Source organism: Cellvibrio sp. PSBB006, from assembly GCF_002162135.1.
Lineage (GTDB): Bacteria > Pseudomonadota > Gammaproteobacteria > Pseudomonadales > Cellvibrionaceae > Cellvibrio.
In genome coordinates this window covers 2200821-2227500 of record NZ_CP021382.1, presented here as the reverse complement: position 1 = coordinate 2227500, position 26680 = coordinate 2200821, and the positions used below count along the sequence as shown (strand labels likewise).

Below are 26680 nucleotides of genomic sequence, written 5' to 3'. Positions count from 1 at the left end.
GCAAACATGCTTTGATCCTAACATGTCCGAATGGGGAAACCCACTTACCATAAGGTAGGTATCCTGTACTGAATACATAGGTGCAGGAGGCGAACCCGGGGAACTGAAACATCTAAGTACCCGGAGGAAAAGAAATCAACCGAGATTCCCTTAGTAGCGGCGAGCGAACGGGGACCAGCCCTTAAGCTAGTTTGGTTTTAGTGGAACGCTCTGGAAAGTGCGGCGATACAGGGTGATAGCCCCGTACACGAAAAGGCCTTATTAGTGAAATCGAGTAGGACGGGACACGTGTTATCCTGTCTGAACATGGGGGGACCATCCTCCAAGGCTAAATACTCCCAACTGACCGATAGTGAACCAGTACCGTGAGGGAAAGGCGAAAAGAACCCCTGTGAGGGGAGTGAAATAGATCCTGAAACCGTGTGCGTACAAGCAGTAGGAGCAGACTTGTTCTGTGACTGCGTACCTTTTGTATAATGGGTCAGCGACTTATTGTCAGTGGCAAGGTTAACCGAATAGGGGAGCCGTAGCGAAAGCGAGTCTTAATAGGGCGTTCAGTCGCTGGCAATAGACCCGAAACCCGGCGATCTATCCATGTGCAGGTTGAAGGTGAGGTAACACTTACTGGAGGACCGAACCCACGTCTGTTGAAAAAGACGGGGATGACGTGTGGATAGGGGTGAAAGGCTAATCAAGCCGGGAGATAGCTGGTTCTCCCCGAAAGCTATTTAGGTAGCGCGTCATGTCTCACCCTCGGGGGTAGAGCACTGTTTGGGCTAGGGGGTCATCCCGACTTACCAACCCCATGCAAACTACGAATACCGAGGAGTGCAATCATGGCAGACAGACAGCGGGTGCTAACGTCCGTTGTCAAGAGGGCAACAACCCAGACCGCCAGCTAAGGTCCCCAATACCAGTTAAGTGGGAAACGATGTGGGAAGGCTTAGACAGCTAGGAGGTTGGCTTAGAAGCAGCCATCCTTTAAAGAAAGCGTAATAGCTCACTAGTCGAGTCGGCCTGCGCGGAAGATGTAACGGGGCTAAAACTGGTAACCGAAGCTGCGGATGCAACTTGTTGCATGGTAGGGGAGCGTTCTGTAAGCCGTTGAAGGTGAGTTGAGAAGCTTGCTGGAGGTATCAGAAGTGCGAATGCTGACATGAGTAACGATAAGGGGAGTGAAAAACTCCCCCGCCGGAAGACCAAGGGTTCCTGTCCAACGCTAATCGGGACAGGGTTAGTCGGCCCCTAAGGCGAGGGCGAAAGCCGTAGTCGATGGGAAACAGGTTAATATTCCTGTACCTCTTTTTACTGCGATGGGGGGACGGAGAAGGCTAGGCCAGCACGGCGTTGGTTGTCCGTGTTTAAGGTGGTAGGCTGAGATCTTAGGTAAATCCGGGATCTTAAGGCCGAGAACTGATGACGAGTGTTCCTCGGAACACGAAGTGGTTGATGCCATGCTTCCAAGAAAAGCCTCTAAGCTTCAGGTAAAAAGAGACCGTACTCGAAACCGACACAGGTGGTCAGGTAGAGAATACCAAGGCGCTTGAGAGAACTCGGGTGAAGGAACTAGGCAAAATGGCACCGTAACTTCGGGAGAAGGTGCGCTGCTGGCGGTGAAGGACTTGCTCCGTAAGCTGCTGGCAGTCGAAGATACCAGGCCGCTGCAACTGTTTATTAAAAACACAGCACTCTGCAAACACGTAAGTGGACGTATAGGGTGTGACGCCTGCCCGGTGCCGGAAGGTTAATTGATGGGGTTAGCTTCGGCGAAGCTCTTGATCGAAGCCCCGGTAAACGGCGGCCGTAACTATAACGGTCCTAAGGTAGCGAAATTCCTTGTCGGGTAAGTTCCGACCTGCACGAATGGCGTAATGATGGCGGCGCTGTCTCCACCCGAGACTCAGTGAAATTGAAATCGCGGTTAAGATGCCGTGTTCCCGCGGCTAGACGGAAAGACCCCGTGAACCTTTACTGTAGCTTTGCACTGAACTTTGAACCTACTTGTGTAGGATAGGTGGGAGGCTTTGAAGTTGAAACGCTAGTTTCAATGGAGCCGTCCTTGAAATACCACCCTGGTATGTTTGAGGTTCTAACGTAGACCCGTAATCCGGGTTGCGGACAGTGTATGGTGGGCAGTTTGACTGGGGCGGTCTCCTCCCAAAGAGTAACGGAGGAGCACGAAGGTTGGCTAATCCTGGTCGGAAATCAGGAGGTTAGTGTAATGGCACAAGCCAGCTTGACTGCGAGACTGACACGTCGAGCAGGTACGAAAGTAGGTCATAGTGATCCGGTGGTTCTGTATGGAAGGGCCATCGCTCAACGGATAAAAGGTACTCCGGGGATAACAGGCTGATACCGCCCAAGAGTTCACATCGACGGCGGTGTTTGGCACCTCGATGTCGGCTCATCACATCCTGGGGCTGAAGCCGGTCCCAAGGGTATGGCTGTTCGCCATTTAAAGTGGTACGCGAGCTGGGTTTAGAACGTCGTGAGACAGTTCGGTCCCTATCTGCCGTGGGCGTTGGAGATTTGAGAAGAGTTGTTCCTAGTACGAGAGGACCGGAATGAACGCACCTCTGGTGTTCGGGTTGTCGTGCCAACGGCACTGCCCGGTAGCTATGTGCGGACGGGATAACCGCTGAAAGCATCTAAGCGGGAAGCCTCCTTCAAGATGAGATCTCCCTGGGGCTTTAAGCCCCCTGAAGAGCCGTTGAAGACTACGACGTTGATAGGTCAGGTGTGGAAGCGCTGCGAGGCGTTGAGCTAACTGATACTAATTGCTCGTGCGGCTTGACCATATAACAGAATCGATTGTTTAACGATTGCGTGATCCGGGCTTTTTAAGAGATACCAATTCGCTGTAACAGCACGACTTTACATCCACCACCCTATTTGAAGAGCTACAGCACACCGACTGGTGGTAAGACTGGAATCCTTCATACCGCTTTGCTTGACGATCATAGCGAGTTGGAACCACCTGATCCCATACCGAACTCAGAAGTGAAACGACTTAGCGCCGATGGTAGTGTGGGGTTTCCCCATGTGAGAGTAGGTCATCGTCAAGCTCTTAAACCCAGGCCCCGCTTGCTAATGCAAGCGGGGGCTTTTTTATTGGCAGTCAAACTACCCGCACCTGCAATATCCAATCTTGTCATTCCTCAGTTCTCGCACTTTACTTAAGAATGAGAGCTCATCTTTAATTTTATTAATGAAAAGCTATTCTTTGGTAAATATAGGCTTAACAAATCTTAAATAGTCTTGTCTACAGCTGTTTTCTAGGTTGAGGATAATCAATGTTATAGTCTTAAAAACATTAAGATTTTCATTAAGAGCTGATCATCATGCAAATAAAAACGATAAAGACTTTCTTTGGCCTAGTAATAATTCCTTTTAGCGTATGTATTGCAACATTCACAGTATCTGCCAGTGAGAAAAAAGAACCGTGGCAGTTGGCACAGGAGACAGAGGTTTGGGAGCCCGTTCCACCAGTTGTTAACACTTCGGAGAAGAATCCTCCATCTGATGCCGTGATACTTCTTGATGGGAAGAATTTGAATCAATGGGAAGGCGTGGACGGCGGAGTTGCGCGCTGGTATTTGGATAAAGGTGTAATGACTGTTGCGCCTAAGACAGGTGATATAAAGACGAAAGAGGTTTTTTGCGATATTCAATTGCATCTTGAATGGAGAGCTCCTGAGGAAGTCGACGGGTTTGATGGGCAAGGGCGTGGTAATAGCGGTGTTTTTCTGCAGGAACGTTATGAGGTTCAAATCCTCGATTCTTATAAAAATGAAACATATCCTAATGGTCAGGCTGCTTCCGTATATAAGCAATCCATACCATTAGTGAATGCCTCGCGTGGACCTGATGTATGGCAAAGTTACGATATTATCTTCCGGTCGCCCAAGTTCGATGATGAGGGAGCTCTGATCTCTCCCGCATACGTAACTGTTCTGCACAATGGCGTTCTAGTGCAAAATCATGTTGAAATTCAGGGGCCAACCTCCTGGATTGGCCATCCCCCTTACGAAGCTCATGGCTGCGCTCCCCTGCGTTTGCAGGACCACGGTAACCCGGTGAGTTTTAAAAATATCTGGGTAAGAAAACTCTAATAATTCCTTTATCACCATAAATATTACATAGTCATTGAGAATCCGTATTGGCGATTCTCAATGCAGGGGTGCTTATGTCTTTCCGCATGAAATTGTTCATTTTGGTTTTAACTCTGTTGGCAAAGCCGGTTGTTGCTGAAGATTTGCCTGATTTCGCTGCATTATTTAAATCCTATGCTTCCTGGCAGGAAGTCGATTCAGTTACGCCTGCAAAAGATGCCACGCAGTTAAATGTAATTGGGAGCAAAGGCGCTTCGGTTTTATTTAAGGATGCTCCGGAAGAAGAGGATCTGGTATCCCAAGGTTTTTTTTCAGATAGCCAGATCAGTTTCGAATTTATGTTAGCTAAAGATGCTCGCGCTCAGGTCTATCTTCAAGGGCGTTATGCAATCAATCTCACAAATGTTGCGAGCCAACAAATATTAACCCATCAAGATGCTGGCGGACTTGATGCTCGAATCAAAGACTCGTTGCAAGCAGACGGGGTAGCTCCGTTAGTGAATGGGGCCAAATCCGCCGGTGAGTGGCAACGAATGGATATCAAATTTCGAGCCCCTCGCTTTGATGATGCGCGCAACAAGGTTGAGAACGCATTATTTATTGAGGTAAGTCTCAACGGCGAAATCGTGCAACAAAACACGCTCGCTACTGGTGTTACTCAATCCAGTCGGTATGGATGGGAGGATCAATTTGGTCCTCTAATTATTGCAAATGTTAATGGTGCTGTTGCATTGCGGGCATTTGATATGCGGCACGCAGATTTCAGTGCGGTAAAGGTACCGCTCTCAAGTGGTGAGAAGACGAATATAGAAGAACTAACCGATCTGGTTGCGGTAGGAAAAGAGACCTTTCATTCATTAGGTTGCGCATCCTGTCACGCTATTAAAGAGGATGATCCTTCTGTAAAAAGTGGCCCAAATTTATTCGGTTTATTTAAGCGAATACCGCGTGATCGTGAGGTTGTCGAGGGAGAAGATAATCGTCGGTTCACTATAAAGGCGAATCGCAATTATTTGTTGAAAAGCATTCGCGAACCAGCCTCCCAACGAGCCGTAGCCGAGACAGGCAGTTCTATCGGTGAAGCCTATCTACCGATCATGCCGCCCTACTCAACTCAGGCCATCTCAGAGAAGCAGATAGACGCAATCAGTGCTTATTTGGCTACCCTTAACCCACTTCAAGATCAGGGGCCAGCTATTCTGTTGGTGACAAAAGAGGGGCCAGTTCAATATGACCCGCTTAAGGATGACCTGCAGCTATTGGTCGATGATCAAACTCGCATCCAGCGCGGTCCGATGGAAGGGGTGTCCGGCAGATCTATCCATGTGGGGCAAACAAACGGCATTAATTACACCTTCGATCCCCGCTTATTGGCTATCGCCAAAATATGGCAGGGTGGATTTCTTGATGTATCTGGCGAACTTAAAAATCGTGGCGGGCGCGGATTAAAACCCGGTTATGAAAGTCGGGTTCTGGAACTGGGGCAAGCTCAATTTTTGATGGCTCCTCTGGATGATAAAGGGCAGCAAATAGACTTCTCATTTAAGGAAGCGGTATTTAATGATACGGAAACCATCGCTGAATCCTTGTATAGCAAACAGGATCATTTGGAGAGACTAAAAGCTATTGATGCACAATTTCTGGGCTACGAGCAGGATTCAAGCTCACCACAATCTCGCCCCCTCTTTCGCTACCGTATAGGGAAAAACTACCTCTTTACAGAGACTCATATTGCGGAAGATGGCGAGACGGTGATTCGCATTCGTGGCCAGTTTGTAACGCCTCAGGCTTTTGCGATTAATACGGAAGTTCTGCACGACGTCCAGGTCTCGGTTGGCGACATAAAAATCAATTCGGACAATACGAAAACAACATGGACTATTCCAGCCAAAGCCAACAGAGATATCGTCTTGAATGCCAAACTCAAATTGGCATCATCGAGCTGGCGTCCGAAATCATCTGATTTTGTGTATCAAAAACAGGATCTACAGATTATTCCCGCTCAGGCGGAATTACCGGAAGGTTATCGAGTGGAAAGCTATTTGCCTCCTCGCGATAACTACGGTAGAGAACAACTTTTCGAAGCCTTGGGATTGGCGGTCGCGGAGGATGGAACCATTGTTGTCGCTACACGCACAGCTGGTATTTGGCGCATCGTGAAGGGTGAGTGGCAACTTTTTGCAGAAGGTGTTTTTGATAGCCTAGGTGTGTTGATAGAAGACAAGAAAGGCTTACAGCTAGTCGTCGGCCAAAAAGCCGAACTAACTCGCATCACTGATACGAATAGCGATGGTCGTGCTGATAAGTTTGAAACGTTATTTGATGCGCACAGCTATCACGGAAACTATCACGCTTATATGCATGGTCCGGCGCGCGGTTCAGATGGTGCCTATTATATTGCATTGAATCTTTCCCACAGTGATGAAGCTGTCTACAAAGCCGGTGGTATGTATATGGGCACGTCGGGTGGACTAAGCGGATGGGCTATTCGTGTTACACCTGAAGGCAAATACGAATTATGGGCAAACGGATTGCGCAGTCCGGCGGGAATTGCAACGGCGCCGGATGGGCGCTTGTGGTACTCCGATAATCAGGGTGAGTTTGTCGCAACGTCCAAAATTTTTGTATTAAAAAAAGATGCGTTTTACGGCCACCCATCGGGCTTGGTTGATTTGCCGGGTATGACTCCGGACTCACCACAGATTGCTTGGGAAAAAGTCCGCGAAAAACGTCAGAAGGCCGTTATTTTGTTACCACAGAATCGCGTAGCCAACTCTCCGGGGCATCCGGTTTGGGATACAACGGCCGGCCGCTTTGGCCCTTTCTCCGGGCATATGTTTATCGGTGATCAAACGCAGTCCAATTTGCTGCGCGTGGTGACGGAGACTGTTGATGGAATAGAGCAGGGTGTCGTTATTCCTTTTGCCGCAGGCCTGGAATCGGGCGTGATGCGGCCGGTATTTTTGGCTGATGGCAGTTTGCTACTGGGCCAAACCGGGCGTGGCTGGCAAGCAAAAGGCGGGCATGTGGCCAGCTTGCAGCGCATTGTGCGAGATAAACAGACCTTGCCGGCGAGCATATTCACTGTTACTACCCGAGCTGACGGCTTCGAAATTAAATTTACTAAACCGGTTTTGGCTGCACCTGAGTCAGCGCAACCGCTAAAGCTTTCCTCCTGGGTGTACCGTGATGCGCCCGATTATGGTTCCGAGGTTATGGATGAGCACGAGGAGCCTATAAAGAGTCTGGCGTGGTCGGATGATAAAACCTCCCTTTTTGTTCGCCTGGCCTCAACAAAGCAGGCGAATATTCATCCTCAGCAAACGGCGCGTGTCTATCATTTTTCTGTCGATGCAAAGAAGCTATTTGGAGAAGAGGCACCGCACTCTCTGGAAGCGTATTACACGCTCTATCGCTTTCCCGCCAACTAAACCTACATTGTTTGCGCTTTAATTCCTGCCGCCCGCACTGGGCTGCAGGATTTTTTTTCATCCATCCAGATGCCTTTTTCTTTTCCGGTGAATATTCTTTGCCGCCTGGATGGATTTTATGCATTAACTTTGTTTAGATGCGATGGCATGTGAGCGAGGTGCTGCGGGTTTATGAAATCATCAACAGGCATATTGACCATAGATTTATCTGCCATTCAGTCGAATTGGCGCTGTATTAATAATCAACTCACCGGCAAGACGTCGGCGTCGGCGGTAATCAAAGCTAATGCGTATGGTTTGGGTGCCGCTTACGTTGGTCCGGCACTTTATCGGGCGGGATGCCGGGAGTTTTTTGTAGCAACGCTGGAAGAAGCCTTGGCAGCACGCCAATATTTGAAACCCGACGCAGTGGTTTATGTGTTAGGTGGTGTGCGCCCCGGCGCCGAACCCCTGTTCCTGGAAAACGATCTTTCCCCGGTATTATTTACATTAGAGGATACCCGGCGTTGGCTGGCCTGCACCCAAAAGCTGGATGCGCCACCTGCGTGTGCCATTAAAATTAATACCGGTATGACGCGTCTCGGCCTGGATCTTCAAGAGTGGCTGTCCTTATTGGCATCGGAGGAGGAGCTGCGATCGCTTCGTCCTACTTTAATAATGAGTCATTTGGCGTGTGCCGATGAGCCGGAACATCCGCTTAACTACAAGCAGCTGGCTCATTTTCAGGCGCTGGCGGATGCAACCCGATCATTGTTGCCAGACACGCGTTTTAGTTTGGCCAACTCATCAGGTGTTTTTCTGGGCTCCCAATGGCACTTTGATCTTGTTCGGCCGGGTGCTGCCCTTTACGGCGTTAATCCCCAACCATTAAAGCCCTCGCCACTTAAGCCGGTTGTGCAACTGGCTTTACCTGTTTTGCAGGTTCGTGAGTTATCCGAGAATGCGGATGTAGGTTATGGTGCAACTGCGCAAGCTTTTCCACTAGCCCGGCTCGCCGTTGTTGCAGGAGGATATGCTGATGGTCTGCATCGCACCATCGGTCGGCAGGGTTTCGGTATGCTCGATAATCATCGCGTGCCTGTGGTCGGTCGCATCTCAATGGATACGACAATCTTTGATATTTCAGCTGCGGATATTAAGGGCGGCCCACAAATAATCCAGGTGCTTAATGATGAGCTGACCGTTGATAGTTGGACGGCGCTGACCGGAGCCTTGGGCTACGACATTCTCACGAGCCTGGGATACCGTTATCGACGCTGTTATTTAAAAGATGGCGTATCCATTGAGCAGGAGTCACTGTATGAATGATGACTCTCTTCAGCGAATTCTGTATCTGCTGGCGGACGGTCAATTTCACTCCGGACAGGAATTGGGTGAAATACTGGGCGTGAGTCGGACCGCTGTATGGAAGCATTTGCAAAAACTTGAAGGATTGGGCGTTTCGCTTGAATCGATAAAGGGAAAAGGGTATCGCCTTTGCGGTGGGCTTGATTTGCTTGATTCAGAACGTATTCGGTCGCAGTTATCGTCGGAGGCCAGGAGCTTGCTGGCCGAGCTTGATGTTCACACCATCATTGATTCCACCAATAATTACACCATGCAGCAAACAGTAAACCGTGAAAATGGCTATATCTGCCTTGCCGAGCAGCAAACCGCAGGGAAGGGGCGGCGTGGACGCCAATGGGTCAGTCCTTTTGGAAAAAACATCTATCTGTCTGCTTTATGGAATTTTGATGGTGTTGCCTCATTGGAGGGTTTAAGTCTGGCGGTCGGCGTTGTCATTGCTGAAACCTTAGAGCAGTTAGGCATAGCAGGCGTGCAATTGAAATGGCCAAACGACGTTCTTTGGCGGCAGCGCAAGCTGGCGGGGGTTTTGCTGGAGGTGACGGGTGATCCTGCTGGCTTGTGTCAAGTTGTGGTCGGAATTGGAATCAATGCTTCTATGCCGACATCCAGCGCATTCACAATTGATCAACCATGGGTTGATCTTGAGGCTATCCAGGCAGAGCTCAATATCGCTCGGCATATCACGCGTAACGACTTGATTGCGGCCCTGTTAACAAATTTATTGCCCCTCTTGCACAATTACGCTGATCAGCAATTCGCTACTTACCGCGAGCGCTGGGAAAGGCTGAATGTATACGCTCAACAACTCGTCGAATTGCACACCGCAAAATCGGTTTTTGGTGGAAGAATGCTGGGTGTGGATGGTTCCGGAGCTTTGCGCTTGAGTACAGAGGAAGGGGAAACGCTATTTCATGGTGGCGAAATATCCTTGAGGGCGCGCAATGATTCTGCAGATTGACCGGGGCAACACAAGGCTTAAATGGCGGTTGCGAAAAAATCTGAGTGATATTGCGCAGGGGGCTATCCTCAACGAGCAAGGCTACTCCTCTCTCGCGGATGCACTGTCTGGCCAGACCATACAGAACATTCTGGTTGTCAGCGTGCTGGGCGAAGAGCAGGATCGGCTGTTTACGCAATGGGCAGAAAAAAAATTCGGTGTGACGCCTCGTTATGCCAAAACAGAATCCGTATGTGCGGGAGTGATTAATGGTTATTACTTCCCTGAACGTCTCGGAGTTGATCGATGGTTGGTTATGTTGGCTGGCTTTGCCCGAGCTAAAAGTGCATGTGTGGTAGTTGATTGTGGTAGTGCGATAACCGTGGATTTACTTGATCGAAAGGGGGTGCACCATGGAGGATATATTGCGCCGGGCATTGCTGCGATGCAACGCGCTTTGTCCGTGAGTACACAGGGTGTGAAAGTGATCAATGAAGCGGTTGCTGATGAGCTCATTCCCGCGCGAGACACAGCGTCTGCTGTTTCTGCTGCGCGAACTGCTATGATCGTCGGCTTAATTCGGCAAGCGATATGGCAACTTTCCGCTCTTGATAAAGACCTGACCTCTCCGCCGATGCTCTTACTGACCGGCGGTGATGGGCAGAGTTTGGTGAAGTTTTTTGATGCGGCGCTATTTGTTCCGGATCTGGTGTTTGAGGGGCTTGAGTTGGCCTTTCCCGCCGATTAATTATTATTCTGTGAGGATGCGTTATTTATGCGTTCGATTTTTCTATCTTTGGTGGCTATCAATATCATCGTTTTATTGATGCAGTTATTTATGGGGAGTTCAGAGCCCGCGAGGTCTGATTTTGCACCGCCCGCACGAGCATTGAGTGGAGCATCACTCAAAATGCTTAACGAGACGGAGCGTGAGGTGCCGACAAAAAAAAATGAAATAGAAAAAAGCTCCGCTGCCAATAATAACGAGATGTGCACGATGGTTGGCCCCTATGCGCAGCTGCTTCACGCAGAATACCTGGTGGAGCGCTTGGCAGCGATGGATGCGCGCGCGGTGATCAAGTCGGTTGAAGTCCCGGATAGTGTTGCTTATTGGGTGTACCTGCCCCCGGAGATGTCCGAAAAAGAAGCCCTGCGTCGCTTATATGAAATTCAGGCAAAAAATATCGATAGCTACATTATCCCCTCGGGTGAATTGGCCAATGGTATTTCGTTCGGAATGTTTAATGATCAATCGGCGGCGCAGTCACGCCTGGAAGAAATTCGTATGCAAGGCTATCAACCAAAACTGCGCGAAGTTGAACGTACGCATAGCGAAACCTGGGTAACACTTGCGCCCGGTGAAGCTGAAAAAATAGACGCTGCGGTTTGGGTAGATTTGTTGAATCAGCAAACGGGCCTCGAAAAGAGACAAAATTTCTGTCTGGGTGTTGCGCCCGGATAAAACTTTCACTAGAATCCCGCCTCCACAATAAGTCGTGGTTTTAAAAGCTGGCGTAGCTCAGTAGGTAGAGCAGCTGACTTGTAATCAGCCGGTCGGGGGTTCAATTCCTCTCGCCAGCTCCATTTTTTAACATGACTTGTTCGTAACTCTGTGAATTTGTTGGAAAAAATAAGTTGACAGTGGTTGAGGTCGGCCTGAAAATGCCGGCTGTTTTTGGCAGGGGTTCCCGAGTGGCCAAAGGGATCAGACTGTAAATCTGACGCGCGAGCTTCGGTGGTTCGAATCCACCCCCCTGCACCATATTCCAGCTGACTTCCTGTGTTGGCAAGCACCACTGAATGATGATGTAAATTCCCGCGTTTAGTGGTGAAGCAAGATTGGTTGCCAAGTGCAGGCCCGAGGTCTGGCGAAGGTAGGACGGGTTCGGCGGGTATAGTTCAATGGTAGAACCTCAGCCTTCCAAGCTGATGGCGCGGGTTCGATTCCCGCTACCCGCTCCAGATTTTGCCTCTTGGCAAGGTTTCAGCTCAAGTAGCTCAGTTGGTAGAGCACACCCTTGGTAAGGGTGAGGTCGGCAGTTCAAATCTGCTCTTGAGCTCCATATCTGCTGCGGGAGTCTGTGCTCTCGCGGCTGTTTTTTGTCTGAGTTTTTGGTTTTTCATAATTGGTTGCGTTTTATTTCATATATATAGTCTGAGGAGGCGCTCGCAATGGCGAAGGAAAAGTTTGAACGTAACAAGCCCCACGTCAACGTGGGCACCATTGGTCACGTTGACCACGGTAAAACCACATTGACTGCAGCGCTGACTCGCGTATGTGCAGAGACTTGGGGTGGTGCAGCGGTAGCCTTTGATGGTATCGATAACGCACCGGAAGAGAAGGCGCGCGGTATTACCATTAATACCTCGCACGTAGAATACGACTCACCCACACGTCACTACGCACACGTCGACTGCCCGGGCCACGCCGACTATGTAAAAAACATGATCACCGGTGCTGCCCAGATGGACGGCGCGATTCTGGTGTGTGGCGCCACTGACGGCCCGATGCCACAAACCCGTGAGCACATCCTGCTGTCCCGTCAGGTAGGTGTACCTTACATCGTGGTATTTCTGAACAAGGCTGACCTGCTGGCAGAAGACTGCGGTGGTGTAGGCACTGACGAATACAACGAAATGCTGGAACTGGTTGAGATGGAATTGCGTGAGTTGCTGAGCAACTACGACTTCCCGGGTGATGACACCCCGATCATTGCCGGTTCAGCCCTGATGGCGCTGAATGGCGAAGATGACAATGCCCTGGGTACCAGTGCAGTGAAAAAACTGGTTGAGTCTCTGGATGCGTATATTCCTGAACCAGTTCGTGCGATTGACCAGCCCTTCCTGATGCCGGTAGAAGATGTGTTCTCTATCTCCGGTCGCGGTACTGTGGTAACCGGTCGTGTAGAGCGTGGCGTGATCAAGGTTGGCGAAGAGATCAACATCGTTGGTCTGAAAGACACCACCAAGACCACCTGTACCGGTGTGGAGATGTTCCGCAAGCTGCTCGACGAAGGTCGCGCTGGTGAGAACGTGGGTGTGTTGTTGCGCGGCACCAAGCGCGACGAAGTGGAGCGTGGCCAGGTGTTGTGTAAGCCGGGTTCAGTAACGCCGCACACCAAGTTCCAGGCGGAAGTGTACGTTCTGTCCAAAGAAGAAGGTGGTCGTCATACCCCGTTCTTCAAAGGCTACCGTCCACAGTTTTACTTCCGTACTACGGACGTAACGGGTGCATGTGAGTTGCCGGAAGGTGTTGAGATGGTTATGCCGGGTGACAACATCCAGATGGCGGTTACCCTGATTCACCCGATTGCGATGGAAGAAGGTCTGCGCTTCGCGATTCGTGAAGGTGGTCGTACTGTCGGTGCTGGTGTGGTAGCCAAAATCGTTCAGTAATTGAGTTGATACGCAAAGGACGCAAGTCCTTTGCGTTTTGTCGTTACAGGCCAGTAGTTCAATTGGTAGAGCACCGGTCTCCAAAACCGGGTGTTGGGGGTTCGAGTCCCTCCTGGCCTGCCATTTATTTCGTCTTCAAGCTCAAGGTTTCAGCAGCGTATGAATATAAAAAGCGAAGAGAAAGAATATCGCCTGGATCCACTTAAATGGCTTGTGGTGATAGCGCTGATTGTCGCTGGCGTTGTTGGAAATTCACATTTTTCCGCAGAGTCTCTGTTGTATCGGGTTCTCGGATTGCTGGTTCTGGCAGTGCTCGCCTGTTTTGTGGCGTATCACACTGCAAAAGGCGCAAGCTTATGGGCGCTGGTACAAGGATCTATGGTTGAGCTGCGTAAGGTTGTTTGGCCAAGTCGGCAGGAAACCAATCAAACCACCTTGATTGTGGTTGCTGTTGTTATTGTGATGTCCATTATTCTTTGGCTGCTGGACACCTTTTTGGGGTGGATAGCGTCTTCAATCATAGGGTAGGTAGTTATGGCAAAGCGTTGGTACGTTGTACACGCCTATTCCGGATATGAGAAAAAGGTCGCTGCTTCATTGCGTGAGCGCGTTCAATTGCATGAGATGCAGGATGTTTTTGGTGAAATCCTGGTGCCCACTGAGGAAGTGGTTGAGATGCGCGGCGGTCAAAAACGCAAGAGTGAGCGCAAATTCTTTCCAGGGTATGTGTTGGTTCAAATGGAGCTCAACGATGACACCTGGCACTTGGTTAAAGACACTCCGCGAGTAATGGGTTTTATTGGTGGGAAGGGCGATCAGCCAGCACCCATTACCGAAAAAGAAGCTGAGGCGATCCTGCGTCGTGTAGATGACTCAATGGAGAAGCCGAAGCCCAAGACTATATTTGAGCCGGGCGAGATGGTGCGTGTTACTGATGGCCCATTCAATGACTTTAATGGCGTAGTTGAAGAAGTTAACTACGACAAAAACCGCCTGCGCGTAGCGGTGCTGATTTTTGGTCGTTCAACACCTGTTGAGCTGGAGTTTGGTCAGGTCGAGAAAACCTGATCCGATTGTTGACGAGTTTTTATGCCCTTCTCTACCTGCTGGTGGGGAAGGGTTTTCGCATCCTTGTTGATTTGTTTTTTTGAGTTGACTGGGAGGGGAGCCTAAGACGGTTTGTTTGCCAAAAGCATGCCTGAGGCGCTAATACCCAATGGGGAGTAAATCAAATGGCAAAGAAAGTAACCGCCTATATCAAGCTGCAAGTTGCAGCGGGCAAAGCAAATCCTAGTCCACCAGTTGGTCCAGCCTTGGGTCAGCACGGTGTAAACATCATGGAGTTCTGTAAGGCATTTAACGCCCAAACCCAAGGTTTGGAAGCAGGCGCTCCGGTGCCGGTTGTTATCAGCGTATACAGTGACCGCAGTTTCACCTTCGTCATGAAGACTCCACCAGCTTCATTCCTGCTGAAAAAAGCGGCGGGAATCACAAGTGGTAGTGGTCGTCCTAACACCAATAAAGTAGGTACCGTCAATCGCTCACAATTGGAAGCGATTGCTACAACGAAGATGCCTGATTTAACCGCTGCTGATATGGATGCAGCTGTACGTACCATTGCGGGCTCTGCTCGTTCAATGGGTCTCGAAGTGGAGGGCGTGTAAGATGGCCAAGATTTCCAAGCGTCAACGTCTGATTAAAGAAAAAGTTGATTCAGCCAAGCAATACACTATTGACGAAGCAGTTGCGCTGCTTAAAGAGCTCTCCACTGTTAAGTTTGCTGAGACTGTAGATGTATCTATCAATCTCGGTATCGATCCTCGCAAATCAGACCAATCAGTTCGTGGCGCGACTACATTGCCACACGGTAATGGCAAAGATGTCCGTGTAGCCGTGTTCACACAAGGTGCCAATGCGGAAGCCGCCAAGGCTGCCGGCGCTGAATTCGTGGGCATGGACGAATTGGCTGCTGAAATTAAAGCAGGCAAGATGGATTTCGATGTTGTCATCGCGAGCCCGGATGCAATGCGTGTTGTTGGTCAATTGGGTCAAGTGCTCGGTCCGCGTGGCTTGATGCCTAACCCGAAGACTGGCACCGTAACACCAGATGTGGTTACTGCTGTTAAAAATGCCAAGGCTGGACAGGTACGTTACCGTGCAGAAAAGGGCGGTATTGTACATGGTGGTATCGGCAAGGTTTCTTTCGAATTGGTTGCGCTCAAGGAAAACCTTGAGGCATTAATTAATGACCTGAAAAAAGCCAAACCTTCAACTGCAAAAGGCGTCTACTTGAAGAAAGTGGCCCTAAGTACGACCATGGGTCCCGGCTTGATTATTGATCAATCCTCTCTGGCAATTTAATTTCCCGGAGAAAACAAACTTTGGGGTTCGCGGTGGAATAATCCTCGCGAGCCGTCAAAGACCGTAGGTGAGTGAACGTCATAAATAACATGTTGATGTTACAAATGTCCGACACGCTTAATTCAATGATGAAAGTGAAATTTCAATTGGACCTACGCAGATGGTGAGACCCAATCAGAATTTCTGAGTGACATCACCAAGTCATGGTTTCGATAGTATCTATTGAAACTTGTAGTCAACGACAAGCGCAAGCTTGTCAAAACAGGAGAAATCCCGTGGCATTAGGACTTGAAGGCAAAAAAGCGATTGTCGCTGAAGTCCATGAAGCTGCCAAGAGCGCTCTCTCTGCTGTGGTTGCCGATTCTCGCGGCGTTACCGTAGGCAAGATGACTGCTCTGCGCAAGCAGGCCCGTGAGAACGGCGTTTGGGTTAGAGTCGTTCGCAACACACTGGCTCGTCGCGCGGTTCAAGGTACGGCATATGAATGTCTTGCAGACAGTTTCGCTGGCCCAACTCTGATTGCTTTTTCGAACGAACATCCAGGTGCAGGTGCGCGCATTCTGCAGGATTTCGCTCGCGAGAACGATAAGTTTGAGCTGAAGGCTGCGGCCTTCGAAGGCGAGCTGGTCAATATCGGCATGTTGGCAACACTGCCAACTTACGACGAGGCAATTGCCCGCTTGATGAGCGTGATGAAAGAAGCAGCTGCTGGCAAACTGGTTCGCACTATTGCGGCCGTTCGCGACCAAAAAGAACAGCAAGCTGCTTAATTGCAGCTTACTTTGGATTTAACGAGCATAAAGCTCCCATTAATTAGGAATTGAGACATGTCTCTGACTAAAGAAGATATCATCAATGCCATCGCAGAAATGTCTGTAAAAGACGTTGTTGAGCTGATTTCTGCAATGGAAGAAAAATTCGGCGTTAGCGCTGCCGCTGCTGTTGCTGTTGCCGGCCCAGCTTCTGGTCCAGCTGCTGCTGCTGAAGAGAAAACTGAATTTGACGTTGTTCTGACCGCTATCGGCGAGAAGAAAGTTAACGTTATTAAAGCAGTTCGTGAAATCACCGGTCTGGGCTTGAAAGAAGCCAAAGACCTGGTAGAAGCCGCTCCTAAAGCTGTTAAAGAAGCAGCTTCCAAGGCTGATGCTGATGCTGCCAAAGCAAAACTGGAAGAGGCTGGCGCAACTGTAGAATTGAAATAATTCTGGTTGTGTATAGCCTTGTCCATATGCATGCATTGGACGCGAGGCTGGTGGGCTTTATGCTCGCCAGCCTTTTTCCGTTTCTATCTGCAAGTGCGGTATGGAAATGGGGCAATGAATGCGTGTAGCACCGCTACACAGAATGCCTGTTTATTTCAGGTAATCAAGATACAGACTGCTAGTTAATGAAAGAGACGCTACCCGCGTTTCTGTGGCTGCGATCAAGCCCGTCCGCGAACAAGCTGGGGAATACAGATGGCTTACTCATACACTGAGAAAAAACGTATCCGCAAGGATTTTGGCAAGTTGCCACACGTCATGGATGTGCCTTACCTTTTGGCGATTCAACTGGATTCATATCGGAAATTTACCCAGGCAGATCAGTCTCCCAGCAAGCGGGAAGATGTTGGTTTGCATGCGGCATTCCGGTCAGTGTTCCCGATTGTCAGCTACTCTGGCAATGCTGCGCTCGAATATGTGAGCTATAACCTCGGCAAAGCAGCGTTTGACGTAAATGAATGTATTTTGCGCGGCGTTACCTACGCCGTGCCTTTGCGCGTTAAAGTGCGCCTGATCATTTATGATCGTGAATCCGCGAATAAAGCGATCAAAGATATTAAAGAGCAAGAAGTGTACATGGGCGAAATTCCGCTCATGACAGACAATGGTACATTTGTTATCAATGGTACCGAGCGAGTCATCGTTTCGCAGTTGCACCGTTCGCCTGGCGTGTTCTTTGACCACGATAAAGGCAAGACCCACTCTTCCGGTAAATTACTTTATTCCGCACGGATTATTCCTTACCGTGGATCATGGCTCGATTTTGAATTCGATCCAAAAGATTTGTTATACGTCCGTATCGACCGTCGACGTAAATTGCCCGCCTCTATCCTTTTGCGTGCTTTAGGTTTTAGCTCGCAGGAAATGCTGGAGATGTTTTTCGAAACCAGCAATTTCAAAGTTGATAAGAATGGTCAATTTGTATTTGAGGTGGTGCCGTCTCGCCTGCGTGGTGATGTGGCAACATTTGATATCAAAGACAAGAAAGGCAATATCATTATCGAAGAAGGCCGTCGTATTACGGCGCGTCATATTCGTTTGCTTGAAAAAGCTGGTGTTGATCAGATGGAAGTTCCGTCAGAATATCTGTTGGGACGCTCGTTGGCGAAAGATGTTGTTGATACCAAAACCGGTGAAGTGTTATTTGAATGTAATACTGAAATCACCGCTGATACTCTCGCCAAGCTCGCCGCAGCTGGCGTAGAAAAAATTGAAACACTCTACACCAACGAACTGGATTGTGGTCCATTCGTATCGGAAACCTTGCGTATCGATCCAACTCGTACCCAGCTGGAAGCGTTGGTTGAAATCTACCGCATGATGCGCCCTGGCGAGCCACCGACCAAAGAATCCGCAGAAGCGTTGTTCCAGAATCTGTTCTTCAGTCAGGAGCGCTACGACTTATCCGCTGTGGGTCGCATGAAGTTCAACCGCCGTCTCGGTCGTGAGATTGAGACAGGCGAAGGCACCTTGTCCAACGATGATATCGTTGATGTGATGAAGACATTGATCTCCATCCGTAACGGTAAAGGTGTTGTGGATGATATTGATCACTTGGGTAACCGTCGCGTGCGTTCTGTTGGCGAGATGGCGGAGAATCAATTCCGCGTTGGTCTGGTGCGTGTTGAGCGTGCGGTTAAAGAGCGCTTATCCATGGCAGAAAGCGAAGGTTTGATGCCGCAAGATCTGATCAATGCCAAGCCCGTTGCAGCGGCAGTGAAAGAGTTCTTCGGTTCTTCCCAGTTGTCGCAATTCATGGACCAAAACAATCCCTTGTCGGAAGTGACGCACAAGCGTCGTGTGTCCGCGCTCGGCCCGGGTGGTTTGACGCGCGAACGTGCCGGCTTTGAGGTTCGTGACGTGCATCCGACGCATTATGGTCGTGTTTGCCCAATTGAAACTCCCGAAGGTCCGAACATCGGTTTGATAAACTCCTTGGCTACCTACGCTCGTACCAACAGCTATGGCTTTCTCGAAAGTCCGTACCGCAAAGTTGTCGATGGCAAGGTTACCAATGACATTGAATTTTTGTCCGCGATTAACGAAGCCGAATATGTTATTGCCCAGGCTTCGGCAGCGGTAGACAAAAATGGCAAACTCTCTGATGAGCTGGTTTCTGTGCGTCACTTGAATGAGTTCGCATTGAAGCCGCCACAAGATGTTCAGTACATGGACGTCTCGGCGCGTCAGGTTGTTTCTGTTGCGGCCTCCTTGATTCCATTCCTTGAGCACGATGACGCCAACCGCGCCTTGATGGGTTCCAACATGCAGCGTCAGGCAGTTCCGACACTCAAGGCGGAAAAACCGCTGGTTGGTACTGGTATGGAGCGCAACGTAGCAGCTGACTCTGGCGTGTGTGTTGTCGCAAAACGTGGCGGCGTGGTGGACAGTGTTGACGCAGGTCGTGTGGTGATCAAGGTTCATGATGATGAAGTTGCTGCCGGTGATGCCGGTGTGGATATCTATAACCTGATCAAGTACACCCGTTCTAACCAGAACACCTGTATCAATCAGCGTCCTATCGTCAATATGGGCGACATCGTTGCACGCGGCGATATCCTTGCGGACGGCCCGTCTGTTGACATGGGCGAATTGGCGTTGGGCCAGAACATGCGCATCGCGTTTATGCCCTGGAACGGATACAACTATGAAGACTCCATTCTGGTATCCGAACGTGTTGTGCAGGAAGACCGTTTCACTACGATCCATATTCAGGAATTAACCTGTATTGCACGCGACACCAAATTGGGCAGCGAAGAAATCACCGCAGATATTCCCAATGTCGGCGAAAGTGCACTGAGCAAGCTGGATGAGTCCGGCATTGTTTACATTGGTGCGGAAGTCGGTGGTGGCGATATTCTGGTTGGTAAAGTGACGCCTAAAGGCGAAACACAGCTGACGCCTGAAGAAAAACTGTTGCGTGCAATCTTTGGTGAGAAGGCTTCCGATGTTAAAGATACATCGTTGCGTGTACCGTCAAGCACCAAAGGTACCGTCATTGATGTGCAGGTATTTACTCGCGATGGTCTGGAAAAAGATCAACGTAGCCTTGAGATCGAAAAAGCACAGCTGGATGAAGTGCGTAAAGACCTCAACGAAGAATACCGCATTATGGAAACCGCTACACTTGAGCGTTTGCGCGCCGCGCTGGTGGGCCAAAAAGTCGCTTCCGGTAAAGGTGTTAAAAAAGGCGATGCCTTGACTGACGAGATGCTGGATGGTCTGGAAAAAGACCAATGGTTCAAGCTGCGCATGGCCGACGAAGTGCTCAATGAGCAGATTGATCGTGCGGAAGAGCAGTTGGCCGAGCGTCGTAAAATCCTTGATGAACGTTTTGAAGACAAGAAGCGCAAATTGTCTACGGGCGATGATCTGGCGCCGGGTGTATTGAAAATTGTTAAGGTGTATCTGGCGATCAAGCGCCGCATCCAACCCGGTGACAAGATGGCAGGTCGTCACGGTAACAAAGGGGTTATCTCCGTCATCATGCCCGTTGAAGACATGCCGCATGATGAGAAGGGTGAGCCAGTTGACATCGTGCTGAACCCGCTGGGTGTTCCCTCTCGTATGAACGTGGGGCAGGTGCTGGAAATGCACTTGGGTATGGCTGCCAAAGGTCTGGGTGTGAAGATTGATGCAATGTTGCGTGAGCAGCGTGCTGTTGCAGAAGTTCGCAGCTTCCTTGAAGAGATTTACAACAAGACCGGTGACGTAGCGGCAAAAGAAGATTTGGCATCATTCAGTGATACTGAAATTCTGGATCTTGCGCGCAATTTGATTGGTGGCGTACCGATGGCAACGCCTGTTTTTGACGGTGCCAAAGAGCATGAGATCAAGGCATTGTTGCGTTTGGCTGACTTGTCCGATACCGGTCAAACCACTTTGTTTGACGGCCGTACCGGTGATCAGTTTTCACGTCCTGTGACTGTGGGTTACATGTACATGCTGAAACTGAACCACTTGGTTGACGACAAGATGCACGCACGTTCTACCGGTTCCTACAGTCTGGTTACCCAACAGCCGCTCGGTGGTAAAGCACAGTTTGGCGGTCAGCGTTTCGGGGAGATGGAAGTGTGGGCGCTTGAAGCTTATGGCGCGGCCTACACCCTTCAGGAAATGCTTACTGTCAAATCCGACGATGTGGCTGGTCGTACCAAGATGTACAAAAACATCGTGGATGGCGATCACCGTATGGAGCCCGGCATGCCGGAATCCTTTAACGTATTGGTTAAAGAGATCCGCTCGCTCGGTATCAACATGGAACTGGAGCAGGACGAGTAATCCTTACGTCGTTAATCAGCAGGGGGCTGTAAAGCCCCTGATGTGCAATTGCACTCACTGAAGCTCACTCATTGCAGCTCATTGGAGAATAGCCTTGAAAGACTTACTGAATTTACTCAAGTCCCAGGGACAAGTCGAAGAGTTCGATGCTATCCGCATCAGCCTGGCGTCACCGGAGATGATTCGCTCCTGGTCATACGGCGAAGTGAAAAAGCCGGAAACCATTAACTACCGTACCTTCAAGCCTGAGCGTGAAGGTTTGTTCTGTGCCAAGATCTTTGGTCCGGTAAAAGATTACGAATGCTTGTGTGGTAAATACAAGCGCATGAAGCATCGCGGCATCATCTGTGAGAAATGCGGTGTAGAAGTGACGCTTGCCAAAGTGCGTCGCGAACGTATGGGTCATATTGAATTGGCCAGCCCGGTTGCACACATTTGGTTCCTCAAATCACTGCCGAGCCGTATCGGTTTGTTGCTCGACATGACGCTGCGCGATATTGAGCGCGTACTTTACTTCGAATCTTATGTTGTTACTGAGCCAGGCATGACCAGCCTGGAGCGTGGTCAGTTGTTAACTGATGAGCAGTACTTCGAGGCGATGGAAGAGTTTGGTGATGAATTCGAAGCCAAGATGGGCGCCGAAGCTATTCAGACGCTAATGCGCGACATTGATCTGGAAGGTGAGATTCAACATTTGCGGGAAGAAATTCCTAACACCACCAGCGAAACCAAAATTAAGAAATATTCCAAGCGCTTGAAGTTGCTGGAGGCTTTCCACTTTTCAGGTAACAAGCCTGAGTGGATGGTGATGGAAGTGCTGCCGGTGCTGCCGCCGGATCTGCGTCCTTTGGTTCCGTTGGATGGTGGTCGCTTTGCGACATCCGACCTCAATGACCTTTATCGTCGTGTCATCAACCGTAATAATCGTTTAAAGCGTTTGCTTGATTTGAATGCGCCCGACATTATCGTGCGCAATGAGAAGCGCATGCTTCAGGAAGCGGTAGATGCCTTGCTGGATAATGGTCGTCGCGGTCGAGCGATCACCGGCTCTAACAAGCGCCCGCTGAAATCATTGGCGGATATGATCAAAGGTAAACAAGGTCGTTTCCGTCAAAACCTGCTCGGAAAGCGCGTGGACTATTCCGGTCGTTCGGTGATCGTGGTAGGTCCGACGTTGCGCTTGCACCAATGCGGTCTGCCCAAGAAGATGGCTTTGGAGCTGTTCAAGCCGTTTATCTTCAGCAAGCTCGAACTGCGTGGCTTGGCGACGACTATTAAAGCCGCCAAGAAAATGGTTGAGCGCGAAGAGGCTGTAGTATGGGATATTCTGGATGATGTGATCCGTGAACACCCGGTGCTGCTGAACCGTGCCCCAACACTTCACCGTCTCGGTATCCAGGCATTTGAGCCAGTGTTGATTGAAGGTAAGGCAATCCAGTTGCATCCGCTGGTTTGTACAGCATACAACGCTGACTTCGACGGTGACCAGATGGCCGTGCACGTGCCGTTGACACTGGAAGCGCAGTTGGAAGCGCGCGCGCTGATGATGTCTACCAACAACATTCTTTCTCCCGCGTCCGGTGAGCCGATCATTGTGCCATCGCAGGACGTGGTTCTCGGTCTGTATTGGATGACGCGCGAGCGTATCAATGCGCGGGGTGAGGGAATGCACTTTGCCGACACGGCTGAAGTTTCCCGCGCTTATTACTCCAAACAGGTGGACCTCCAAGCGCGCATTAAGGTGCGTTTGTCCGAAACCCTGATCGGTGCCGAAGGAGAAAAACAACAATCAACACGTCTGGTTGACACCACGGTTGGTCGTGTATTGCTGTGGGAAATTGTTCCCGCTGGCATTCCATTGGAGATGACCAATCGCCCGATGGTTAAGAAGGCGATCTCAGCGGTGATCAACTACTGCTATCGCGTGGTAGGGCTCAAGGCTACCGTTATTTTTGCTGACCGCTTGATGTACATGGGTTACGACTTCTCTACCAAGTCTGGCTCATCTATCGGTGTTAATGACTTTGCTATTCCTGATGCGAAAGCCGACATCATTGCGCGTGCTGAGAGCGAAGTGAAGGAAATTGAAGGGCAATATGCTGCAGGTCTGGTAACCCAGGGCGAAAAGTACAACAAGGTTATCGATATCTGGTCTCGTGCGAATGACCTCGTGGCCAAGTCCATGATGGAAGGCATCAGTAAAGAATCGGTAATAAACCGCGAAGGTAAAGAGGAGCAACAAGCTTCGTTTAACTCCGTATTTATGTATGCAGATTCCGGTGCGCGGGGCTCGCCAGCACAGATTCGTCAGTTAGCGGGTATGCGTGGCCTGATGGCGCGTCCAGATGGTTCTATTATCGAGCAGCCGATTACGGCGAACTTCCGCGAAGGCTTGAACGTACTTCAGTACTTTATTTCTACCCACGGTGCGCGGAAAGGTTTGGCGGATACCGCCTTGAAGACGGCGAACTCCGGTTACCTGACACGTCGTTTGGTGGATGTTGCTCAGGATCTGGTTGTCACCATGATCGATTGCGGCACTGACGAAGGTTTGACAATGTCACCGGTTATTGAAGGTGGCGATGTTATTGAATCATTGGGTGATCGTATCCTCGGTCGTGTGGTGGCGCGTGACGTTATTCGTCCTGGTAGCGATGAGATTCTGATTCTTGCTGGCACCATGATTGATGAGGCTTGGGTTGAGCGCATCGAAGCCATGGGTATTGACGAAGTCTGTGTGCGTTCGCCGATCAGCTGCGACGCGCGAACCGGTATCTGTTCAATGTGTTATGGCCGCGACCTGGCTCGTGGGCATCGTGTTAACGTTGGTGAGGCTGTGGGTGTTATTGCAGCACAATCCATTGGTGAGCCGGGTACCCAGTTGACGATGCGTACCTTCCACATTGGTGGTGCGGCGTCACGAGCTTCTGCTGCTGATAGTGTACAAGTGAAGCAGGAAGGTACTGTCCGCTTGCTGAACGTGAAGGTGGTGAGCAATCCGGCCGGTAACCTGGTAGCGGTATCGCGCTCTGGTGAACTGGCAATTGCTGACGCCAGCGGTCGTGAGCGTGAACGCTATAAGATCCCCTATGGCGCTTTGATTACCGTGAAAGACGGTGAAACCGTTAAAGGTGGTCAGATTATCGCGAAATGGGATCCGCACACTCACCCGATCGTTTCGGAAGTGGCGGGTACGGTAGCCTTCTCTGGTATGGAAGATGGTTTGTCAATTCGCCGTCAAACAGACGAACTGACTGGCTTGAGTTCCATCGAAGTTTTAGATCCGGCTGAACGTCCCTCTGCTGGTAAAGATTTAAGACCAGCTGTTACCTTGGTTGATGCCAAGGGTAAAGAGTTATTCCTCGCGAATACCAACGTGCCGGCGCACTACATGCTGCCTTCCAAGGCGATTTTGAGCATCAACAACAGCGACATTATCAACGTTGGTGACATCATCGCGCGTATTCCGCAGGAAGGTTCCAAGACTCGCGATATTACCGGTGGTCTGCCGCGCGTTGCTGACTTGTTCGAAGCGCGCCGTCCGAAAGAGCCGTCAATCCTGGCGGAAATTTCAGGTACAGTGAGCTTTGGTAAAGAAACCAAGGGCAAACGTCGTTTGATCATCACGCCGACTGACGGTCAATTGCTACCGGATGGATCAACTTATTATGAAGTGTTGATCCCCAAGCATCGCCAGTTGACGGTCTTCGAAGGTGAGATGGTAGAAAAGGGAGAGGTTGTATCTGACGGCCCGGCTAACCCGCACGATATCCTCCGTTTGCAAGGGGTAGAAGCCTTGTCTCGTTACATTACGAATGAGATCCAGGATGTTTACCGCTTGCAGGGTGTGAAGATTAACGACAAGCACATCGAAACAATTGTGCGTCAGATGCTGCGCAAGGTTGAGATCACCACGATGGGCGACTCCAACTTTGTAAAAGGCGAGCAGGTTGAATACACCCAGGTGTTGGAAGAGAATGAGCGCCTGCGCGGCGATGGCAAACAGCCTGGCCAGTTCGAGCGCTTATTGCTGGGTATTACCAAAGCCTCTCTGGCGACTGAGTCCTTTATCTCCGCTGCGTCATTCCAGGAAACCACCCGCGTTCTTACCGAAGCGGCGGTTACCGGCAAGAAAGACAGTCTGCGCGGGCTGAAAGAAAACGTCGTTGTTGGTCGTCTGATTCCTGCCGGTACTGGCTTGGCATATCACAGCGAGCGTAAGCGCAAGCGTGAAGCGGCGCTGAATGTGAGTGATGTTGGCGTGAGTGCGGAAGATGTCGAAGCAGCATTGACTGAGGCGTTGAAGTCCAGCTCCAACTAGTTGAGAAGAATCTGATGCTCCGGCCCGTAAAGTCGGAGCATCAGAGGTAGATCGAAAGTGTTTGTCCCTGTCCGGAAATATCCTTCAGTGCATCCCCTTTAAACATCGACTCTGCCTTGACGGAGGCAGGTGGCCTCTTTACAATGCGCCACCCGCTTTTTCTGAGAAGTGGGGAACGGGTGTCCGTTCTCTTTAAACCGGCCTTCAATTGAAGGCATTTTTATCTGTGGAGTTTATTTTCATGGCAACGATCAACCAGTTGGTTCGTAAGCCGAGAAAACGTAAGGTAGAAAAGAGCGACGTTCCTGCTCTGCAAGGCAACCCGCAAAAGCGCGGTGTCTGTACCCGCGTTTACACCACCACACCTAAAAAGCCAAACTCAGCGCTGCGTAAAGTATGTCGTGTGCGTTTGACCAATGGCTTTGAAGTGACTTCCTATATCGGTGGTGAAGGCCATAACTTGCAAGAGCACAGCGTGGTGCTGATCCGTGGCGGTCGTGTTAAAGACCTGCCCGGTGTGCGTTACCACACTGTACGTGGTTCACTGGATACATCCGGTGTGGCCAAGCGTAAGCAAGCTCGCTCCAAGTATGGAGCCAAGCGTCCCAAATAATCTCTGGCGAGCTGTATGGCTCGCCTGATTGTTGGTGCGCGAACAAGCGTTTTCGGTAAAGAACCGAGTAAGGCCAGGCGTGATGTAGTGTCGTCCTGGATAATTCCTGAAGAGAGGCTATTAAGATGCCAAGAAGAAGAGTTGTCGCCAAGCGCGAAGTGTTGCCAGATCCTAAATTTGGCAATGTTACTCTGGCGAAATTTATGAACCACGTGATGATCAGTGGTAAAAAATCTATTGCAGAGCGTATCGTGTACGGTGCAATGGATGTGGTAAAGGCCAAGATGAACAGAGATCCTCTGGAGGTGTTTTCGGAGGCATTGGAAAACATCGCGCCTTTGGTTGAAGTTAAGTCTCGCCGTGTGGGTGGTGCTACCTACCAGGTGCCGGTGGAGGTTCGTGCATCTCGCCGTACTGCGCTGGCAATGCGCTGGCTGGTGGATTACTCGCGTAATCGCGGTGAGAAATCTATGCCTCAGCGTTTGGCTGGCGAGCTGATGGATGCTGCGCAAGGTAAAGGTGCTGCGGTCAAGAAGCGTGAAGATGTGCATCGTATGGCTGAGGCCAACAAAGCATTCTCTCACTACCGCTTCTAATTCTGGTCGTGGGGTCATAAAAG

General features: G+C 50.2%; 17 protein-coding genes, 5 tRNA genes and 2 rRNA genes (1 of these 24 running past the window's edge). All 24 read left to right on the top strand.

The window, feature by feature from the left end; translation table 11 throughout:
• Positions 1 to 2798 (top strand): 23S ribosomal RNA (locus CBR65_RS09250) (it extends 88 nt beyond the left edge of the window).
• Positions 2799 to 2949: 151 nt separating this feature from the next.
• Positions 2950 to 3065 (top strand): 5S ribosomal RNA (gene rrf, locus CBR65_RS09245).
• Between the two features lie 276 nt (positions 3066 to 3341).
• A complete protein-coding gene (locus CBR65_RS09240) occupies positions 3342 to 4112 on the top strand; it encodes a DUF1080 domain-containing protein (RefSeq protein WP_087466586.1) in 771 nt (256 codons plus the stop codon).
• A gap of 47 nt (positions 4113 to 4159) precedes the next feature.
• Complete coding sequence (locus CBR65_RS09235; RefSeq protein WP_157672020.1) at positions 4160 to 7543, top strand: family 16 glycoside hydrolase; 3384 nt, start codon at positions 4160 to 4162, stop codon at positions 7541 to 7543.
• A 171-nt stretch (positions 7544 to 7714) separates the two neighbouring features.
• Positions 7715 to 8851 (top strand): alanine racemase, encoded by a 1137-nt coding sequence (alr, locus tag CBR65_RS09230; RefSeq protein WP_087466585.1) that lies wholly within the window; start codon positions 7715 to 7717, stop codon positions 8849 to 8851.
• Positions 8844 to 9848, top strand: a complete 1005-nt coding sequence (birA, locus tag CBR65_RS09225) for a bifunctional biotin--[acetyl-CoA-carboxylase] ligase/biotin operon repressor BirA (RefSeq protein WP_087466584.1) — start codon at positions 8844 to 8846, stop codon at positions 9846 to 9848. Before alr ends, birA begins: the two co-directional genes overlap by 8 nt.
• Positions 9832 to 10575, top strand: a complete 744-nt coding sequence (locus CBR65_RS09220; RefSeq protein WP_087466583.1) for a type III pantothenate kinase — start codon at positions 9832 to 9834, stop codon at positions 10573 to 10575. Before birA ends, CBR65_RS09220 begins: the two co-directional genes overlap by 17 nt.
• 27 nt (positions 10576 to 10602) lie before the next feature.
• Entirely contained in the window at positions 10603 to 11289 is a 687-nt protein-coding gene (locus CBR65_RS09215; RefSeq protein ID WP_087466582.1) for an SPOR domain-containing protein, read from the top strand.
• A gap of 46 nt (positions 11290 to 11335) precedes the next feature.
• Positions 11336 to 11411: transfer RNA gene (locus tag CBR65_RS09210), tRNA-Thr, on the top strand.
• A gap of 94 nt (positions 11412 to 11505) precedes the next feature.
• Positions 11506 to 11589 (top strand) — tRNA-Tyr (locus CBR65_RS09205).
• Positions 11590 to 11715: 126 nt separating this feature from the next.
• Positions 11716 to 11789: transfer RNA gene (locus tag CBR65_RS09200), tRNA-Gly, on the top strand.
• 25 nt (positions 11790 to 11814) lie between these two features.
• A tRNA-Thr gene (locus CBR65_RS09195) sits at positions 11815 to 11890 on the top strand.
• 109 nt (positions 11891 to 11999) lie between these two features.
• The gene (gene tuf, locus CBR65_RS09190; RefSeq protein WP_087466570.1) at positions 12000 to 13223 is read left to right on the top strand and encodes an elongation factor Tu; all 1224 of its coding nucleotides are present in this window, start codon (positions 12000 to 12002) and stop codon (positions 13221 to 13223) included.
• 47 nt (positions 13224 to 13270) lie between these two features.
• Positions 13271 to 13346, top strand: a tRNA-Trp gene (locus CBR65_RS09185).
• Between the two features lie 36 nt (positions 13347 to 13382).
• Entirely contained in the window at positions 13383 to 13751 is a 369-nt protein-coding gene (gene secE / locus CBR65_RS09180) for a preprotein translocase subunit SecE (protein ID WP_087466581.1), read from the top strand.
• A gap of 6 nt (positions 13752 to 13757) precedes the next feature.
• Entirely contained in the window at positions 13758 to 14291 is a 534-nt protein-coding gene (nusG, locus tag CBR65_RS09175; protein ID WP_087466580.1) for a transcription termination/antitermination protein NusG, read from the top strand.
• Between the two features lie 164 nt (positions 14292 to 14455).
• Positions 14456 to 14887 (top strand): 50S ribosomal protein L11, encoded by a 432-nt coding sequence (gene rplK / locus CBR65_RS09170; protein WP_087466579.1) that lies wholly within the window; start codon positions 14456 to 14458, stop codon positions 14885 to 14887.
• 1 nt (position 14888) lies between these two features.
• Positions 14889 to 15584, top strand: coding sequence for a 50S ribosomal protein L1 (gene rplA / locus CBR65_RS09165; protein ID WP_087466578.1), 696 nt, complete (start codon positions 14889 to 14891; stop codon positions 15582 to 15584).
• 275 nt (positions 15585 to 15859) lie between these two features.
• Complete coding sequence (gene rplJ, locus CBR65_RS09160; RefSeq protein ID WP_087466577.1) at positions 15860 to 16354, top strand: 50S ribosomal protein L10; 495 nt, start codon at positions 15860 to 15862, stop codon at positions 16352 to 16354.
• Positions 16355 to 16411: 57 nt separating this feature from the next.
• Entirely contained in the window at positions 16412 to 16786 is a 375-nt protein-coding gene (gene rplL, locus CBR65_RS09155; protein ID WP_087466576.1) for a 50S ribosomal protein L7/L12, read from the top strand.
• A gap of 255 nt (positions 16787 to 17041) precedes the next feature.
• Complete coding sequence (gene rpoB, locus CBR65_RS09150) at positions 17042 to 21127, top strand: DNA-directed RNA polymerase subunit beta (RefSeq protein WP_087466575.1); 4086 nt, start codon at positions 17042 to 17044, stop codon at positions 21125 to 21127.
• Between the two features lie 94 nt (positions 21128 to 21221).
• Positions 21222 to 25448, top strand: coding sequence for a DNA-directed RNA polymerase subunit beta' (gene rpoC, locus CBR65_RS09145; protein WP_087466574.1), 4227 nt, complete (start codon positions 21222 to 21224; stop codon positions 25446 to 25448).
• Positions 25449 to 25689: 241 nt separating this feature from the next.
• On the top strand, positions 25690 to 26061 hold the full coding sequence (gene rpsL / locus CBR65_RS09140) for a 30S ribosomal protein S12 (RefSeq protein ID WP_087466573.1): 372 nt from the start codon (positions 25690 to 25692) through the stop codon (positions 26059 to 26061).
• 125 nt (positions 26062 to 26186) lie between these two features.
• Positions 26187 to 26657 carry a 30S ribosomal protein S7 gene (gene rpsG / locus CBR65_RS09135; RefSeq protein ID WP_087466572.1) on the top strand — a complete coding sequence of 157 codons (471 nt, stop codon included), beginning with the start codon at positions 26187 to 26189 and terminating at the stop codon, positions 26655 to 26657.
• Positions 26658 to 26680 lie beyond the last annotated feature (23 nt).